This is a genomic window from Rubritalea marina DSM 17716, assembly GCF_000378105.1.
GTDB classification, from domain to species: domain Bacteria; phylum Verrucomicrobiota; class Verrucomicrobiia; order Verrucomicrobiales; family Akkermansiaceae; genus Rubritalea; species Rubritalea marina.
The window spans coordinates 149,995-167,935 of the sequence record NZ_KB899249.1 but is presented as its reverse complement, the minus strand read 5'-3'; the positions used below and the strand labels follow the sequence as shown (position 1 = coordinate 167,935).

The 17,941-nt window shown below is 50.8% G+C and carries 15 protein-coding genes; 5 read left to right on the top strand and 10 right to left on the bottom strand.

Features of this window, described 5'->3' with window-relative positions; translation table 11 throughout:
* Positions 1-157 precede the first annotated feature (157 nt).
* From F454_RS0103470 to F454_RS0103455, 4 genes are all read right to left on the bottom strand, one after another.
* Positions 158-982 (bottom strand): aminotransferase class IV, encoded by an 825-nt coding sequence (locus tag F454_RS0103470; RefSeq protein ID WP_018969231.1) that lies wholly within the window; start codon positions 980-982, stop codon positions 158-160.
* Positions 983-997: 15 nt separating this feature from the next.
* Positions 998-2,065, bottom strand: a complete 1,068-nt coding sequence (locus F454_RS0103465) for a hypothetical protein (protein ID WP_018969230.1) — start codon at positions 2,063-2,065, stop codon at positions 998-1,000.
* Positions 2,066-2,092: 27 nt separating this feature from the next.
* A complete protein-coding gene (locus F454_RS0103460; RefSeq protein ID WP_018969229.1) occupies positions 2,093-2,740 on the bottom strand; it encodes a hypothetical protein in 648 nt (215 codons plus the stop codon).
* Positions 2,741-2,832: 92 nt separating this feature from the next.
* Positions 2,833-3,672 carry a hypothetical protein gene (locus tag F454_RS0103455; RefSeq protein ID WP_018969228.1) on the bottom strand — a complete coding sequence of 280 codons (840 nt, stop codon included), beginning with the start codon at positions 3,670-3,672 and terminating at the stop codon, positions 2,833-2,835.
* Positions 3,673-4,053: 381 nt separating this feature from the next.
* Here F454_RS0103455 and F454_RS0103450 point away from each other — a divergent pair, with 381 nt between their 5' ends.
* From F454_RS0103450 to F454_RS0103435, 4 genes are read left to right on the top strand one after another with little or no spacing between them, the layout of a single operon-like run.
* On the top strand, positions 4,054-5,265 hold the full coding sequence (locus F454_RS0103450) for an efflux RND transporter periplasmic adaptor subunit (protein WP_018969227.1): 1,212 nt from the start codon (positions 4,054-4,056) through the stop codon (positions 5,263-5,265).
* A gap of 20 nt (positions 5,266-5,285) precedes the next feature.
* Positions 5,286-8,438 (top strand): efflux RND transporter permease subunit, encoded by a 3,153-nt coding sequence (locus tag F454_RS0103445; protein ID WP_018969226.1) that lies wholly within the window; start codon positions 5,286-5,288, stop codon positions 8,436-8,438.
* Positions 8,435-8,893, top strand: coding sequence for a YchJ family protein (locus tag F454_RS0103440; protein WP_018969225.1), 459 nt, complete (start codon positions 8,435-8,437; stop codon positions 8,891-8,893). Before F454_RS0103445 ends, F454_RS0103440 begins: the two co-directional genes overlap by 4 nt.
* Positions 8,894-8,934: 41 nt before the next feature.
* On the top strand, positions 8,935-9,198 hold the full coding sequence (locus F454_RS0103435) for a hypothetical protein (RefSeq protein WP_018969224.1): 264 nt from the start codon (positions 8,935-8,937) through the stop codon (positions 9,196-9,198).
* Between the two features lie 63 nt (positions 9,199-9,261).
* Here F454_RS0103435 and F454_RS0103430 read toward each other — a convergent pair whose 3' ends face one another.
* From F454_RS0103430 to F454_RS0103415, 4 genes are all read right to left on the bottom strand, one after another.
* Complete coding sequence (locus F454_RS0103430; RefSeq protein ID WP_018969223.1) at positions 9,262-9,990, bottom strand: phosphoadenylyl-sulfate reductase; 729 nt, start codon at positions 9,988-9,990, stop codon at positions 9,262-9,264.
* Between the two features lie 108 nt (positions 9,991-10,098).
* Positions 10,099-11,820: an NADPH-dependent assimilatory sulfite reductase hemoprotein subunit gene (locus F454_RS0103425; protein ID WP_018969222.1), complete on the bottom strand. Its 1,722-nt coding sequence runs from the start codon at positions 11,818-11,820 to the stop codon at positions 10,099-10,101.
* Positions 11,821-11,871: 51 nt separating this feature from the next.
* A complete protein-coding gene (locus tag F454_RS0103420; RefSeq protein WP_018969221.1) occupies positions 11,872-13,641 on the bottom strand; it encodes an assimilatory sulfite reductase (NADPH) flavoprotein subunit in 1,770 nt (589 codons plus the stop codon).
* 214 nt (positions 13,642-13,855) lie between these two features.
* Positions 13,856-14,725: a PEP-CTERM sorting domain-containing protein gene (locus F454_RS0103415; protein ID WP_018969220.1), complete on the bottom strand. Its 870-nt coding sequence runs from the start codon at positions 14,723-14,725 to the stop codon at positions 13,856-13,858.
* On the opposite strand from F454_RS0103415, the gene F454_RS16270 reads away from it, so the two are divergent.
* Complete coding sequence (locus F454_RS16270; protein WP_018969219.1) at positions 14,720-14,866, top strand: hypothetical protein; 147 nt, start codon at positions 14,720-14,722, stop codon at positions 14,864-14,866. The genes F454_RS0103415 and F454_RS16270 overlap by 6 nt on opposite strands.
* Before the next feature lie 81 nt (positions 14,867-14,947).
* Here F454_RS16270 and F454_RS0103405 read toward each other — a convergent pair whose 3' ends face one another.
* Positions 14,948-15,388: a hypothetical protein gene (locus F454_RS0103405; RefSeq protein ID WP_018969218.1), complete on the bottom strand. Its 441-nt coding sequence runs from the start codon at positions 15,386-15,388 to the stop codon at positions 14,948-14,950.
* Between the two features lie 49 nt (positions 15,389-15,437).
* Entirely contained in the window at positions 15,438-17,687 is a 2,250-nt protein-coding gene (rnr, locus tag F454_RS14000) for a ribonuclease R (RefSeq protein WP_169334305.1), read from the bottom strand.
* Positions 17,688-17,941: the final 254 nt, after the last annotated feature.

Below are 17,941 nucleotides of genomic sequence, written 5' to 3'. Positions count from 1 at the left end.
ATTGTCCCGAAAAAAATGCTCCTATCTAGCGATTTTTTCTATCAAAGGTAAAAAATGTTAACAATTAACAAATAATTACCATTTGTGACTGCTTTATTTCACACTAACAAAACAATCGAATGAATGCTAAAACCTGCAGAAAAAATGACTCTACCCGCTAACAACCAGTGACCTCGGTATACAGGCGAGCAAGTTTTTGAGCCATGGGATGCTGAGATTGAGGGAACTTAAACTCACCCATATGAGTCACCATGCGTATACCATGCACCGAATTAGAGACAAACACCGCATCGGCTCGGAGTAAACTTTCGATCCCCTCCTCTACCTTCTCCACAATAATGCCATGCTCACTGCACAGCTCCAAAATGACTTTGCGCGTGATACCTGGCAAGCAGCCGGTCTTTTTGGATGGAGTGAACAAGATGCCACCAGCTATCCAGAAGAGATTCGTTGTGGCCCCCTCACACAGGTCAGAGTGATTGTTCAGTAACAATGCTTCATCCGCACCGTGCAATCGGGCCCATTCTAATGCCAATAAATTGTCAGCATAGCTCGTGGACTTCACTCCAGCCATGGGGCTCTTGGTATTCACCGTGTAGGTAGACAATGCCAGCGTAACGGGCAGTCCTGATGGTTTATCAATCGGCTGCGCTGTGATTACCAATGCTGCAGCTCCCGCTAATTGCTTGTATAGACTGATGCGCACGCGCGCACGACAACGAAGAAGCTCGTTAACTCGAAGCAGTTCATCCACCGCAGCCGCAATATCGCCCTCACCGATCAACGGCACGTCAATCTGTTTGGCAGCTTTGCGAAGGCGCTTCAAATGCATCGTAAGATGCGCTGCCTTTCCTTCCTCATAACAAAGAGTTTCAAAACACCCCAAGCCCATGGTTAAGCCTGGGTCGAAAGCTCCAAGAACGCCCTCTGTGGATGGCCGCAATGCCCCATCACACCAAATCCATTGATCAATTTCAGACACGGAAAAATGTAGGTGTTACGATGATGTGTCAGGAAGGTTGAACTTCGGCTTCTTGCCACTCGCCTCCGTATCCAAATTAAGCGCCTTGGGAGCACTTGAATCGACGTCAGCAGTGCTCGGTGCAATAAGCTTGCCCGGAGAAGCGCCAGGAATGTGGAGCTTAGGCCCCCCTGAAACCGTAGGAGTCTCGTCCTCCGCACCTGTAGGATCTCCATAATCCGCATCCAAAGGCATCGTCGGTGTTGCCACCAACTCTTCACGCTCTTTCACCGCCGATGCACCCGAAGTCGGAGCCACCAACTTAGGGAGCGCCTTTGGAGCTGATGCTTTTGTGAGAACAGGAGCGGAAATTTGTGGCGTGGCAATACCCGGCACTGTCGCCACTTTTTTCGATTCTCCCAAAGGAGCTGATTCAACAAGTTCCGTACGATTTGCTTCATCCACCTCTCTTACTTTGTTGACATGAAGCTGAATAGCATCATGCAAGGCGGTAAGGTGCATGGAAGATTTCTTAGAACCAATGGCGTCCTGCGTGGCCTTCTTCAAGGAAAATTCATTAGCATCACGCTCAACGATATCATCCCAGACGATATCGTCTCCCTCAAGCTCAGCAAAATCCCCCTGCAACACCACCAGCTTGTCGGTGTTGGCTGTAGCAAATTCTTTGGCCAACACATGCTCTGAGTCAGAGATAAAGCCCTCCAATTCAAATCCCATATCGATCAGACTTGGATCATGTGCCACCGCATTACCATAACAACGATGCGAAAGCATCGAGTAACCAATCAGGTTGAACACATTGGCCAAGGCCAGTAGTTGCTCAGTCTTGCCCGCATTGCGCTCAACCAATTCATACAACATACGAATCGATCTGTTCGGCTTCGCACGCGATAGCATTTTAACGGCAAATGCCACATCCATATCAGTCGATGGAATTTCAGGGCAAAGCCAAACCATGTCGGCTGCCTGCTCAAACTCCCCCGCCTCATACAACTTTAGAGCCGCATCTTTGCGAAGCACCCAATTGCTCGGGTCTTGCTCCACCAGCTCTAACATACCTTCAATATCTTTAGTCAATGACATGTCTGAAAAATCGGATTCCCTTTTAGATTAATATGATTTCGGGATCAACAACTTGGGCTTAGCTTGGGTGCTAGCATCATCAAGCTTAGGCGGCGCCTCGATCGTTGGAAAAGCCTGAGCGGTGATACGGCTTGTGTATTCTAGGAAACTCATCGCCTTGCCCAAGAAATCCTCCATGGGCATCTTCTCCGGAGGCAGAGGCTTGTAGCCACTTTCATGCCAAAATTTTTCGAAAACTCCCTGATCATCGAGCCACAGACACGCCGTTTCCGTGCCTAAATCAAAACACTCTGCTTCCGCAGCCTTAGCAGCTCCGTAGAACCTAGATGATAACAGGTGATGGCCACTCCCACAAAACACCTGTGCCAGCTTCATACAGGCATCTTTATCCTTAGATACGCGCTCTAACACGTGGTTGATAAATGAAATCGCTTTGGATGTTTCATGTTCTCCTAACACACGCACCACGAGCAAGATGTCCAGGGCTTGAAATGGTACCTTGGGGCTCTCTAATAGCACCTTACACGCTTCATTCTCGTGACCATTCTCATAGAGATACTCGACAAGTAATTTACGTGAAATCCAGTCATCGGCGCTGACTTGTAAATCTACTAAGGCGCCGTAAACATTCGGGGGAAAAACTATATCGTCCAGTAACTCTTTTAATAATGACATGATAGCAAACGCAAAGGGTGATCTCGTAGTGAGATTATTGTTTCTATCACATCATGAGACAGACACTCGATGCTCGTCAAGCAAGCAAGCGCTTATATTTGAGCTGGAGGAGCTACAGGTGGGAGCATCGGCTTTGGCGGATGCTTCAAGTCAGCTGAATCTTCACCGTTACTCCCTGTGTCTAGCTGAGTTGTCGCGGTTCTCAAACCGACTGGCTTGGCACCGAGCGGCCCAGTCATTGGCACAGATGGTCGGAGTGGCGCCGTGCCGCTCACTGGATTGGCCGTTGGCGGACGCCCGATAGATGGCTTCGGCGGGACGGGCTTCGCCTGCAGACTACCGGTAGGTTGCGCAGGCTTGAGCACTGGCTTCAACTTAGCTGGAGCATCATTCTGCAACGGTTCGGAAATAGCACCTTGATCGCGTACGAGTTTCGCCAAGTGAATGGGATCTCCAAACGTCTGCTCTAGTGTCAGTTTAAATGGTTGCTCAATGCCCTGAGATGATTTCGACCACGCCTCTAGCAGCGCTTCCGATTCATCACACCACATCGTTTGCTGTTCGAAGCCAAGGTCAAAAAACTGTTCATCTGCCGCCATCGCTGCACCATAGAACCTGGAAGCAAGCATCGGCATCCCTATCACATTCAAAGCCTTCGCGAAGGCCATGTTCTTCTTTGGCTTATCCCGGTTGCGCTTGATCACCTCATAGGTCAAGCGGATGGCTCTGTTCGCACGAGCACGGGATACAATCTTCAGAGTGAATGCGACATCGAGATCGGTCGATGGAATTTCAGGTGCATTCCACACCAAGTCAGCTGCTTCCAAATACATCTCTTGTTGATACATTTGTACTGCAACTTTTTTACGCTCCTGCCAGTCGTTGGGATTCGCATTCAGGGTTGATTGGTCGATTAGGCTTTGGGTATTCATACTAGGTAGATAGTACAGATATAACAATTATCTATTTCCATTGCAAGCACACTGATCACAATAGAATTATTTTCATACAAGACACTCTCCATGAGATGATGATTCACCACCGATACTCTCGGTAACCAGCACCGCCGATTGCATCATCCGTCTACAACACGTCAGATAACAACAGCAATGTGATCAGTGAACGACTCATCTTCAAATCGCGTGACTTCTCATTATACTCCAGCTACGTAGATTGCGCATCTAGTATTACAAGAAATCGCTAGCGCAAGATCCTTGATCATTGCTAGATTCAGAGTATTCTAAGTTGTATATTTGGTTAGAACCCAGTATCAATGGTCTACCAACATTCAGAACTGTCACGTTCCACATCCCATGAACTTCACAAAACCTCTCTTGGCATCAGCAATGGCTGGAGCTATCTCACTCACTAGCTGTGGCCCCAAAAACGAATTTGCTCCGCCGCCGCCGCCAACAGTAACGGTGGCCAACCCTGCTCAGCGCGACCAAATCGTATACGAAACATATCCAGCCACCCTCACAGGTATCGCTGAAGTCGAGGTTCGCGCTCGCGTCAAAGGAATCCTCGAAGAAATCTACTTTAAAGAAGGCACGGTGATCGAAGAAGGCGACAAACTCTTCGCCATTGAACCTGATATTTACAAGGCCAACAAAGAAGGCGCTCTTGCAGACATCGATCAGGCAAAAGCCCAACTCAGGCTCTCTATCGCAAACTTGAGCCGACTCGAGAAAGCCGGGCCACGAGCAGTATCTGAACTAGATTTAGAAAAGGCACATGCTGACGTAGACAATGCCAAGGCGGTACTCAAGCTGGCGGAAGCACAACTTCTCAGCACCGAAATTGACCTGTCCTACACAAACATTGAGGCCCCACTCTCTGGCCGCACCTCTCGCACCCTTGTGGATCGAGGAAACCTCGTTGGAAATTCTGAGCCCACCTTGCTGACCACGGTAGTGGATGAAAGCTCGATCCGAGCATACTTTGAAGTCCCTGAACGCACGATGCTTGAGTTCTACCGCAAGCGGGCTGCTGATCATGACTTTGGAAAGAAACTCAATCAGGTGAACCTCGAACTAGCTGATGGTACCGTCTACAGTCAAATGGGCACACTGGATTACATTGAGAACAAGGTGAATGCCAGCACACGCACCGCTCAAGTGCGCGCGGTATTTCCCAACCCTAATGGAGAGCTTTCATCAGGCTTGTTTGCAGAAGTCGGCTATCCTCGCAACTTCAAGGACGCAATACTCGTGCCAGCAGTTGCGGTACTCAGGGACATTGGCGGTAGCTTCGTGTGGGTTGTGGATGAACAAAACACAGTCAAACGTGTGGGCGTCGTCACTGGGCCTACAGTGAATAAACCTCAAGAAGATCCAGACGCAGTACCAATACGTGAAACCATTATTCTCAAGGGACTACAAGCAAGCGACCGCGTGATCACACGTGGGGTCCAGCGGGTTCGTGAAGAAGCAAAGGTTACTCCTCAAATGGAAGGCGAAACTCCCCCACAGACTCCAGCGCAGCAGCAAAAACCAGCTAGCAAGCAAGAGCCCAGCAGCAAGTAACGCTAGCCCACTCACCCACTATGTTTAGTAAGTTTTTCATCGATCGCCCGATCTTCGCATCGGTCATCTCGATCGTCATCGTCGTACTCGGAGCCGTGGCATTGGTGGCATTACCGGTGGCCCGCTACCCAGACCTAGCCCCCCCAACAATCACGATATCAGCCACCTACGCCGGAGCCAATTCTCAGACAGTCTCCGACACCGTCGCTGCGACTATTGAGAAAGAAGTCAACGGAGTGGAAGGCATGATCTACATGTCCAGCGTCTGCGCCAACGATGGCAGTATGACGCTCACCGTTTCCTTTGAACCCGGCACAGACCTAGACATCGCAAACGTCTTGGTTCAAAATCGTGTCTCAATCGCCCAAGCTCGACTTCCTGAAGAGGTCAAAAGAACGGGCGTTACGGTCAAAAAGAAGTCGACGGACACCGTCATGTACGTCGGTATCACATCACCAGACAACACCTACGACGATGCCTTCCTGAGCAATTATGCCAACCTCCGAATCCGTGATGAAATCGCCCGTGTTGCCGGCGTGGGTGATGTGACAGTTTATGGTGTGGGCGAATTCAGCATGCGCCTTTGGCTCAACCCAGACCAACTACAAGCACGCGGCCTTGCAGCCAGCGATGTCTTGGCTGCTATCCAAGAGCAAAACATCCAGGTCGCCGCCGGTAAGGTGGGCGCCTCCCCTGCCCCCAGCGGCACACCAAATGAATACGTACTCAGTACTCTTGGGCGCCTCGAAGACGTGAAAGAATTTGAAGACGTCATTGTGGCGACTGACAAGGATGGACGCACCGTACGCATGCGCGATATCGCTCGTGTCGAACTTGGTTCAAACACCTACAACTTTGCCTCGCGCGTCAATGGTCAGCCTGCTGCCACTCTGGCGATTTTCCAGGTGCCAGGATCCAATGTAATGGAAGTGGCAGATGGCGTGCTCGAAAAATTTGAGGAACTGAGCCGCAGCTTCCCTGCAGGAGTTGAATACAGTATCATCTATGACTCCACTGCAGTGATCACAGCTTCCATCAGAGAGGTTATTGTCACCCTCTTCGCCACACTCGCCCTCGTGGTATTCACCGTGTACATCTTCCTACAAAACGTCCGAGCCACCATCATCCCATCAGTAGCCATCCCCGTGTCTTTGATTGGCACCTTTTTTGTGCTTCAGCTTTTAGGATACTCGCTCAACCAGCTCACCCTATTTGGTCTGGTCCTCGTGATTGGTATTGTGGTGGATGATGCCATCATTGTGGTAGAGAACACCTTCGTACACCTAGGCAAAGGCCTCAAAGGTAGAGAAGCTGCTACAGCGGCGATGAAGGAAGTATCTGGCCCGGTAATTGCGACCACCCTCGTACTGCTCTCGGTATTTGTTCCAATGACCATGATGAGCGGCATCACGGGTACCATGTTCAAACAATTTGCGATCACCATCTCCGTAGCCACGGTCTTCAGTTCGATTTGCGCTCTCACCCTCAGCCCCGCCCTCTGTGGTGTCTTACTCACTAAAACCCCGAGTGAGCCCAAGGGCTTCTTCAAACTTTTCAACAAGACACTTGAAGGCGCTAATTCAGGTTACGTTTCGATCGTAAAAAAAGCACTGCGACTTGTTGTTGTTGGCTTAGTCCTCTTCGTTGGCATGACTGCGATGGCCATCTTTGGCCTAGGTAAACTGCCCTCTGGCTTTGTGCCTCAAGAAGACGAGGGATGGAGCATGATGAACCTTCAGCTCCCAGATGGAGCCTCATTCGAGCGCACCAATGAAGTGATGAAGCGCATTGAAAACGAAATTTCCAGCGTCCCAGGCGTCGACAACACACTCGCTGTGAACGGCTATTCCGTGGTCGACGGAGCGGTAGCTTCAAATACCGGCTTCTGCCTCATCACCTTCGAGCCATGGGAGGATCGTAATGAACCTGGGCTCAGCCAAGAAGCAATTATCCGCAACATCAACATGAAGCTCATGGCAATTCGCGACGCTCAGGCTTTCGCATTCCCCATGCCATCGCTTCCCGGCGTCGGTGTCTCGGGTGGTCTCACCTACATGCTTCAGGACAAAGGTGGTTCAGGCTTAGGACAACTTCAATCGATGGCCGGCCTACTCTCTGAGCACGGCAACTCGCAGGCTGGGTTATCTCAGATGCGATCCACATTCCGAGCCTCAGTTCCCCAGATCTTCATCGACATCGATCGCGAAGCAATCAAACGCACCGGCACCTCATTATCCGATGTCTTCGACACACTCCAAATCTATTTAGGTTCGGTCTACATCAATGACTTCACCAAGTTTGGCCGAGTCTTCCAAGTCAATGCGCAGGCGGATGGCCCCTACCGCGCCAGCCCAGATGACATCATGAAACTCAATATTCGCGGTAGCAATGGCCAGATGATCCCACTTGGCTCGGTCTGTTCATTGCGTGAGATCCTCGGCCCACAGACCATCACCCGCTTCAACATGTACCCATCCGTAAGAATCATGGCGAATCCTTCGCCTGGCTTCAGTTCCGGTCAAGCAATGGAAATTTTAGAAGACATGTCAGACAACGAACTGCCGCCAAGCATGGGCTACAGCTGGACCGACCTCTCCTACCAAGAAAAGCAAGCATCTGGTGGCATGATGGCAATCTTTGCTTTCTCCCTGCTGATGGTGTACCTGGTTCTTGCGGCTCAATATGAAAGCTGGACCCTACCACTTTCAGTGTGCTTGGCTGTACCAATCGCCCTGCTTGGCCTGGTTGCAGGAGTCATGCTACGCGGCATGGACAACAACATCTACACCCAGGTGGGCATTGTGCTTCTCATTGGTCTCTCGGCCAAGACCGCCATCCTGATTACCGAATTCGCTGCCGAACAACGTAAAGCCGGCCACAATATCTTTGATGCAGCATGGATGGCCGTGAAGCTTCGCTTCCGTGCGGTTCTCATGACGGCACTCTCCTTTGTTCTTGGTGTGATCCCGCTAGTCATTGCATCTGGAGCAGGCGCTCAATCACGCCAGATTCTAGGTACCGCTGTGCTAGGTGGCATGCTGGCAGCTACCATCTTGGGTATGGTCGTCGTGCCAATGCTCTATTTCGTGGTGCAGACCCTTGCAGAAAAAGTGAGCACCAAAGAAAGTGCAAATAACGAAGCAGACACAGCCACTACAGAAGATCCGTCATGAACGATGAGACCACTCCAGCATACTCCTCTGACTCTGAGGAAGACCGCCCACTGCGCATTCGCCTCCGCAGTGATTGCCCCTGTGGTAGCAAAACTGCCTACAATGAGTGTTGTCGCGACTTCCATATTGGTAAGGCCAGTCCGCAAACTGCAGAGCAACTGATGCGCTCGCGCTACAGCGCCTACTTTTTCCGCCTAGTCGATTATTTGGTATTCTCACAGCACCCAAACACCCGCGAGCCAAAGCTCAAGCAGGAGCTAGAAACCATGATCCACAACGTGCAATGGCGTAGCCTCAACATCCATTCCACCAGCAAAGGTGGGCCCAATGACAAAAAAGGGAAGGTCGAATTCTCCGCTCAATTTCACGAAAACGGCGAACTCCTCGAAATGTACGAATATTCGCGCTTCCTTCGCCACAAAGGCGTCTGGAAATACCTAGACGGGAAAGGCTAGACAATCCCACCAGCATTCGGTCCAATCTCCGCAATATCATTATGGAAGAATCAGAACTCGTAAGCTCACTCATCCCCGCAGTAGAAGAACAGCTCAACTCACGAGACACCACCTACGTTCGCAAAACATACCAACGCTTGCTCAAGACTGAAGACGAAGGTGAAGTGATCGATGAAGCGCTCGCTAAAAAGATGATTGCCCTGTGCCTGGCTGATGAAAGCAACAGAATGTTCATCGACAAACGTAGTTTCGATGAGTTGCGTTACCAAGAACTCCTCAATGCCCTACCTGAACTGCCCGAGTAGGACTGATTTCAACTCAAGCAACGACAAAAAAACCAGGCCGACAAGCCTGGTTTTTCATTGATCTTAAATCTGGAAGTCGCTGACTTTATTATCGAGGTGAAGCCCACACTCGTATTTCTGCCCACCGTAGCGGGTATCCTCAGCACTCATCCCCTCTGTCACAGGTACGGTCGAATGCCAATCACCCATGGTGACGTACCCTTCTGCTTCAAGCGGATGACGCGGTAGCTCATGCATGTTGTAATACACATTCACCTGAGCATCTGCCCAATCGAGGATTGGATAGGCTTTTATCGTAGCGCTTTGTTGCTCAGCAAAAGCACGATCTTTACGCGTGCTCGACTGCGACCGACGTAGGCCACTGAGCCAGATATCAGCGCCAATGTCTTTGATGGCGCGGTCCATCGGCTCCACCTTGTTGATGATACCGTATTTCTGGTTCCCCTCCTCGCCTTGCTCCCAAAGCTGTCCATAGAGCGCCTCTTGGCGCGCTGCGGTGAGCTTGGGGTTGTAGACGCGGAGATCAACATCGAACCTTTCCGTCAAGGTGTCAATGTACTTGTATGTTTCAGGGAATAAGTAGCCAGTGTCGACAAATGCCACAGGCATCTTGGGTGCATTCTCACTGATCAAATGCAACATCACAGCAGCTTGGAGACCAAAACTGGTGCTCGCCATCACGCGATCACCATAGGTGTCGTATAGCCACTTGATGCGCTCGCCAGCCTTCTTGGAGCCGAGTTCAAGCGCGATGATTTCTGCGTCTGATAATTGTGTTTCTGCTGCACTCATTAAAAATAGAGAGTCGTGAGTCGCGAAGGCATCTAGCCCTCTCGCCACTCAGTAAGTTGGTAGACCCCTAGGTTCATTTCTAAAACCTAGGGTCATTCGAAACAGCCCTTAGGAAGGGATTGCTTCAGGCTTGATATTCTTGTGGAAGTCCTTGCCATTTTCTGTGGCAGCCACATGACCCGCACGGATCACGAAGTCGCCAAAGCGCTCGCCGTCATGGCGGTTCTTTGCATAGTCTTCGATGAGAGGCTTGAGGATTTCCTTCGCGTCTTTACCAAGCATGTCTTGGCGGTAGAGCTTGTTGAGACGTTGGCCAGCGTGGCCACCACCGAGGTAGAGGTTGTAACGACCAGGACCACGACCGACAAAACCGATTTCTGCGAGGAATGGACGGCCACAACCGTTCGGACAACCAGTCATGCGGATGGTGATCGCGTCGTGACGGAGACCACATTCTTCGAGCACTGACTCAAGGTCCGTGACTACAGTTGGGAGGTAACGCTCCGCTTCAGCGAGGGCGAGTCCACAAGTAGGAAGGGACACACAAGCAATCGAGAAGAGGCGCAGCGCGGAACGCTCATGACTCTTGAGGATGTTGTGCTTGTCGAGGATTGCTTCGATCTCTGCCTTCTGATCCGCTGGGATGTTGGAGATTGCAAGGTTCTGGTTTGCTGTGAGACGGAACTCACCTTTGAGCACCTTGGCAATTTCGCGAAGTCCAGTCTTCACTGGGAATGCTGGGGAGTCGACCACACGACCACCTTCGATGAAGAGGTTGAGGTGCCAGTTGCCAGTCTCGTCTTCGTGCCAGCCGAAGTTGTCACCATTGGTGGTGAATTCGTACGGACGCACAGGAGCAATGTCGTAACCAAGGTATTCGTTGAGCTTCTCAGTGAACCATTCGGCGCTACGGCTATCGATGGTGTACTTCACACGTGATTGCTTACGGTCACAACGGTTACCGAAGTCGCGCTGCACCAGGATCACCTTCTCCGCCACGTCGACCACTTGCTCTGGAGTACAGAAACCGATGATGTCTGCTAGGCGTGGGTAGGTTGTCTCTACACCATGAGTCATGCCCATGCCACCGCCAACAGCGATGTTGTAGCCCACAATCTTGTCACCTTCTTGGATGGCAATGAAGGAAAGGTCATTGGCGTGGATGTCACAGTCGTTTGACGGTGGGATCACGATTGCAATTTTAAACTTACGTGGAAGGTAGGTCTTGCCATAGATTGGCTCCACCACCTCTTCAGATGAGATCACCTTTTCTTGGTCGAGGAAGATCTCGTGGTAAGCACCACCCTGCGGTAGCAAGTGCTCGGAAATGTCTTTCGCCTGCTGCACCATTTCAGCGTGGGACTTGCTGAGGTGCGGGTTCGGGTTGCACATCACGTTGCGGTTCACATCACCACAAGCAGCAATACAGTCGAGCGCCACCTTGTCCATTTCCTGAACGGTGCGCTTGAGCTGACTCTTGATCACGCCATGAAGCTGGAATGCCTGACGTGTGGTAAGCTTGAGTGTGTTGTTGGCAAAATTCTCTGAGATCCAGTCCATGTGGAGCCATTGCTCAGGAGTCACCACACCACCGGGAAGGCGGACACGCATGAGGAAGCTGTAGGCCTTCTCGAGCTTGTGCTTGCGGCGATTGGCTCGGAGGTCGCGGTCGTCTTGGACGTAGCAACCATGGAATTTAACCATTTGGGCAGACCCTTCGGAAATACCACCAGTGGATGAATCGGCGAGTTCTTCAGCAAGCGTACCACGAAGGTAGTTCGACTCAATCTTGAGGTATTCGTTCGCTGATAGTTTTTGTTCTTCGCTCATAACTAAAATTTCTAATTTGTAATTTCTAATTCGTAATTGAGGCGAAGCCTCTTAGTACACATCACGCTGGTAGCGCTTGTCTTTCTTGAGTGCTTCGATGTAGGCAGCCGCGTCATCTGCTGACTTACCTCCGTGTTCTGACACGATATCGATGAGTGCTTGGTTTACATCTTTAGCCATGCGCTCAGCATCACCACAGACGTAGAAGAAAGCCCCAGCTTCAAGCCACTTGTATATCTCTGCACCTTGCTCAAGCATCTTGTCTTGCACGTAGACTTTCTCTGGTTGGTCACGGGAGAATGCCACGTCGAGCTTGTTCAATGCGCCTGACTTGAGGTGATCCTGAAGTTCAAGCTGGTAGAGGAAGTCGTAAGTGTAGCGTTGATCGCCGAAGAAGAGCCATGTCTCCCCCTTCGCTTCAGTCTCACCACGTTCCTCAATGAAGGCGCGGAATGGAGCGATACCAGTACCAGGACCAACCATGATCACAGGCTTGTTGGTGTCTTCAGGAAGACGGAAGTTCTTGTTCTTGTGCACGTAGACTTGCACCTTCTCACCAGTGCCAGCCTCATCTGCTATGTAGGTCGAAGCCACGCCCTTGCGCGCTTTGCCGTGTCCTTCGTAACGCACTGCTGCCACCGTGAGGTGCACTTCACCAGGATGCGCCTTCGGGCTAGATGCGATCGAGTAGAGTCGCGGTGGAAGCTTGCGAAGAATATTTACCAGAGCCTGGGCCTCAAGTTTCTGCACTGGGAATAGTTCCAGAAGATCCACGATTTCGCGTCCCCATGCCCAATTCTTAAAGTCTGCTTTCTTCTCGTCAGAAACGATCGCACCAAGCTCATCGCTCTTGCTGAGTTCGAAGTACTTCTTGGCCACTGCACGCGAAAGCCCAGTGATGTCGAGTTTGTATTTGAGAGCCTCTTTGAGGTCCCCCTTTTCTTCACCCTTAAGTTCTACCTGCTCCGTGCCGCTGAGGCCGGATGCCTTGAGGAAGGCGTCAACCACATCGTCAGCATTCACAGGAACTACTGCGAGTGCGTCGCCAGCTTCGTATTCGAGACCAGATCCATCAAGATCGAGCTCAAGGTGGATGGTTTCCTTGGCGGATCCCTCACCATTAAGCACCAAATTCTCAAGCACCTCTGATGGGAACGGGTTCTTGCGGCCGTACTCCACTGCCGGAGCTGCGGCGAAGGCTGATGCGTCAAAGGCTACTGGCGCAGCCGCTGCAGGCGCATCAAAGGCACCAAAGAGTGCGTCTTTCCAAGCTGCGTATGAATCATCAAAGTCGACATCACAATCAACTCGATCCGCCACGCGCTCAGCACCAAGCTTCTCCAGCTGAGAATCAAATTCCTTACCGGTCTGACAGAACTTGTCATACGATGTGTCACCCAAGGCACAAACCGAGAATTTCACACCCTTGAGGTCGATCGATGCCTCCAAAAATTCTTTATGAAACGCTTCCGCTGCCTCTGGTGGCTCACCGTCGCCCCATGTGGAGACAATCACAGCCACATTCTCAAATTTTTTGAGATCAGCCACACTGAGATCAGCCATGTTCTTCATCACCGCCTTGAAGCCTTTTTTCTTAGCTTCTTTCACGGTCTTGTCAGCCAATGACTCTGCATTTCCGGATTCAGTACCGTAAAGAACGGTCAATGGCACTGATGCCGCTGCAGCCGGAGCTGCTGCCGCACCTACAGCCTGGGCCAAAAAGCCACTTAGCCAAGCGCGTTGCTCTGGTGAAAAGGTCGGAAGCAAAGACGACAATGCCGCGCTTTGGTTCGGATCAAATGGTGCGTGTGATGGGATCATAATCGTTGTGAAATGGGCTATTCGCTACTAATACCTTACAAACTTGCTAAGTATTATTATGTTTACCTTGAGCGCAGTAAACACTCGGAACGCGAATCACGCAAGAGCTTTCGCCAGAAACATCAAACAATTGAACGAAGTAGCCGCTTCAAAAAACAACTCATCAGCTAGCCAAGCGGCCGGCTGATCTGGGCGCATCGAGCTGATGCATCAGCTACCTTCTCCTACGCATCAAGCCGAGCAAGCTAGCAAGCCCAAACAATGAGACCGCAGACGGTTCTGGCACCATCGGAATATCAACCACCTCACCATAAAAGTCGATGATGGAAGCACTCGCAGACTTATTACCATTATTAAACTCCTGATCTGGCACTTCGGTATATATCGTAAACACATAATCACCCGCATTTAGATCGACGCTTCGCACCACATCCGCAATTTCATCCACTCCAGAGTTTCCCGGATCGTGCGATCGAGTGATCTCTCCAGATAGAGCGTCAATGCGTCCATTGGTCACACTCTGCAATTCCCAAAAAACCGTCGCAGAATTGTTCTGCTCATTACTTATCTGGATGTTGTAGGTAAAATCAAGATTGGCACGTTTTTGCTCAGTGCCTGAAATGGTAAAGGCGAACTCGTACTGCGCAAATGCCCCTAGAGTGAGCTTAGCGCTGCTGGTGCGACCATTATCCACATCTTCTTTGACCGAAGACTCCAAGATATTCGTACCAGTGTAATAGAAGCCCCCAGAGGCTTCCCCATAACTCAGAGCCCCCACCTGCCCAGTCACCAATGCGTCCACACCATTTCCATTAAAGTCACCAATGCGCTGCGACCGGAATGGATCAGGAACCAGCGTGATAGGCTCCGCATCATTCGGGTCTGGAGTCACATTCGGAGACGGGTCTGGAGAATCACTAAATACCTCTTCCAGTGGGACCAAATTCGAAACATAAGTCGAGGCAGTCACGTCCAATGAAGTCACGGTTGCGGCTCCACCGGAGTGGCTCAATAAAAGAGGAATGACCAAGGCTCCAGTGAGCAAAAGGTGAACTGAATTCGAAATTGTTGATAAGGGATGCATCGTCAATCGTGGTGGGGTGATGAAAACGAATACGAAGGAAAACAAGGCAATCTTACCTATGAAGACAACCAAAACAAGTCTAACATGCCTCAGCAACTCTATGGCATGCAATGGACGGCACCGACGGCAGCAGCCCAATGACAAGAGAAAACCTACATAAGTGAGAAAACAAAAGCCATCCTCGCATGCTGTATCTTGGAGACCAGAGCGATCAATCACATGCTATTCTTCGCTCGGCTTCATCAACTGCTCTAGCTGATGAACGTGGCGAGAAATCAATTCAATCTCGCGAGAGCAACGGATCACAAAGGATGGTTTGTCTTGCATCTGCACCAGTAGGAACTCGACCTCATCCTGCACATCTTTGATGCGCTTATTCACAGCTAGCTCCACCTCTCTAGACATCGGTGTGGCTTCGGCAGTACGCGCGGTCAAATCACGCAAAGCCTCACTGAGCATCTGCATCTCTGCAATCTCGATCCCTCTTGAATCTTCGCTATCAGATGAATCAAAGCGCTTGAGTGACTCAGGTAGCTTTTCCAACTCCACTACCATCTCCATCCCGATCTCGTCCATGCTCTCTTTCTTACTACAGCTTGTCACCGCCAGACAAACAGCAGCACCACAGAGGATCAAAAATTGAGGAATACGTATCACCATCATCACAAATTGTTTAACTATTTATACCAGAGACAGTCAGCCCCCTACACCGTTAACATATGATAAAATCTACCAGCTGTTTGTCGAGATCCACTTTATGAATCTTCACCGTCACCGATTGTCCAAGCTGGTAGCTGCGGTCTGAAGCCATGTCGCGGAAGGCATGCACACCTGCTTCAAACACCCACTTACCTCTCGGTAAATGCTCCTTTTTCACCAAGCCTTTCACCTGCATGTCGGTGATCTCTACAAACAAGCCCATGCGACGCACATCCGATACCAAAGCCTCAAAAGTCTGCTGCTCGCCATCGCCTTGTCCCAGTCGGTGAAGGTATTCCATCATTTTCATGCGCTTGGTCGCATTCTCCGCCTCGGCACTATTGCGCTCAGTGTCGGAAATGTGCTGTGCCACCTCTTCCAGTTTGTTGAGCTTTGGTACCTGTGCTGGTTTCGCTGGAGGGTTCACCAAAAGCCCTTGCAAGGCCCGGTGCACCACCAAGTCAGCATAGCGACGGATCGGGCTGGTGAAATGGCAGTAGTCCATTTTCGCCAAGCCGTAATGCCCCAGTGGCTCCACAGAATATGCAGCGCGCTTCAGACTCTTCAACAGCCCAAGCTTGATCGACTGCTCTAGGGTATGCCCCTTCACTGCTCTGAGCAATTCTTGGATGTGCTTCGGATTGCTTAGGTCGCCAGATGCGAATCCCATGATGCTCGCCATCTCGCCAAATTCATTGAGTCGATCTGGATCCGGCTCTTCATGCACACGATACACCGCATTCTTGCGCTTACCCTTGAGTGCCACAGCCACAGCCTCATTGGCAGCGAGCATGAATTCCTCAATCATTTGGTGGCTCTCATCATAGTCCAGCTTCACCACCTCAGTGGCCAACTTTGTCTCATCGTCTAAGACCACCTTGACCTCCGGAAATTCAAGATCTAAGGCTCCTAGCCTGAAGCGACGCTTGCGCAGCACTTCTGCCAATCCCCACGCCGTGCGAATGTTATCGCCAAGCGAACCACCACCACCTTCTTTGATAAAGACTTGGGCCTCCTCGTATGCAAACTTAGCTGGACTCTTGATCACAGCATCACAAAAATATGCCTTGCGGCGTTCACCACTGCGGTCAAATTCCATCACCGCGCACTTTGTGAGACGCTCAACCCCTGGGCGCAAACTACACACATTGTTGGATAGTTTTTCCGGCAACATCGGAAGAACTCGATCCACGAGGTAAGTAGAATTACCTCGTTGCTGAGCCTCACTGTCGAGCGCCGTTCCTGGTCGCACGTAATGGGAAACATCAGCAATGTGCACCGCCAAACGCCACCCGTCATCAAGCTCTTCCACGTAAACCGCGTCATCGTGATCCTTTGCATCCGCCGGATCCACAGTCACCACTGGCTTGTCGCGCCAGTCTTCTCGGCGCGCCAACTCTTCCTCAGGAATCACTTCATTCACCGCTTCAGCCTCCTTCTGCACATCATCAGGAAACTCGGTACGCAACTTGTGCTTGTGAATCACTGAAATAATATCCACGCCAGGATCAGATGGGTGACCAATCACACGCACCACCTTGCCCACTGGATCCTCGTTGCGATGTGCCCAATGCACAATCTCCACAGCCACGATCTGCCCGGGCTCGGCACTCGTCGGCTCAATCAATTCGATCATCGGCGGCAAAGCCCGCTCCTCAGGCTGCACATAACAATACGCATCCTCCTCCCGGTAAAAACCAATCACAGATTTACTGGTGCGCTCAATCACCTTGAGCACACGCCCTGCAGCCTCTTCTTTCAAGTCCGTAGACTTCGGCTCGGGCACTTGCTTCTTATGTTTTCCTTTACCCCGATGCTGCCTTCTAGGCTTCTCGTCTCGCTTCTCATTGGCAATTTTCTTCCATCGCGGCACCCCAACACGGGTCACCCTCAGAGTCACCATGTCCCCATCCAATGCCACAGCAAGATCGCGAATATCCACGAATATCCGGTCAAACTTCTTCATATCGAAGCCAGTCGCTACATTCTTCTCATCCGTCTGCGTCGGATAAAACCAACCATTGCCATTCTGCTGAAAACGCACCACGCCCACCAAAATAACCTGCTCGCGGTTGCGTAATTTGTAACGCCGCTTCGCCCCAATCGAAATCCGCCCCTTCGCCTCAAGTTTGCTTAAAAGCACTCTCAATGCACGACGCTCAGAACTTTGAATCCCCAAGGCTCGCGCCAGTTCTGAGGCATCCATCGGGTGGTAATTCTTCCCTCCCATTAGCTTCAACAAGCTACCGCGCAAATCATTCATACTGCTAGAGTGGAGCATCCCCAACAAACCCGCAAGATAATACCATTCCCAACTGCCATCAGGCACATTCATTCACCTCACTAACATATCAACAAATTAAAACTCACACGCCTATCTAACTAAATATTTCCAGTTATCATTAACATCCACAACCGACAAAAACAACCCACTCGAAACGTTCAAACAGAACGAGTTCGAAACACCTTGCACCAATGACTCATCAGCATTATAGTGTGTATTGGCCATTTCTTTTC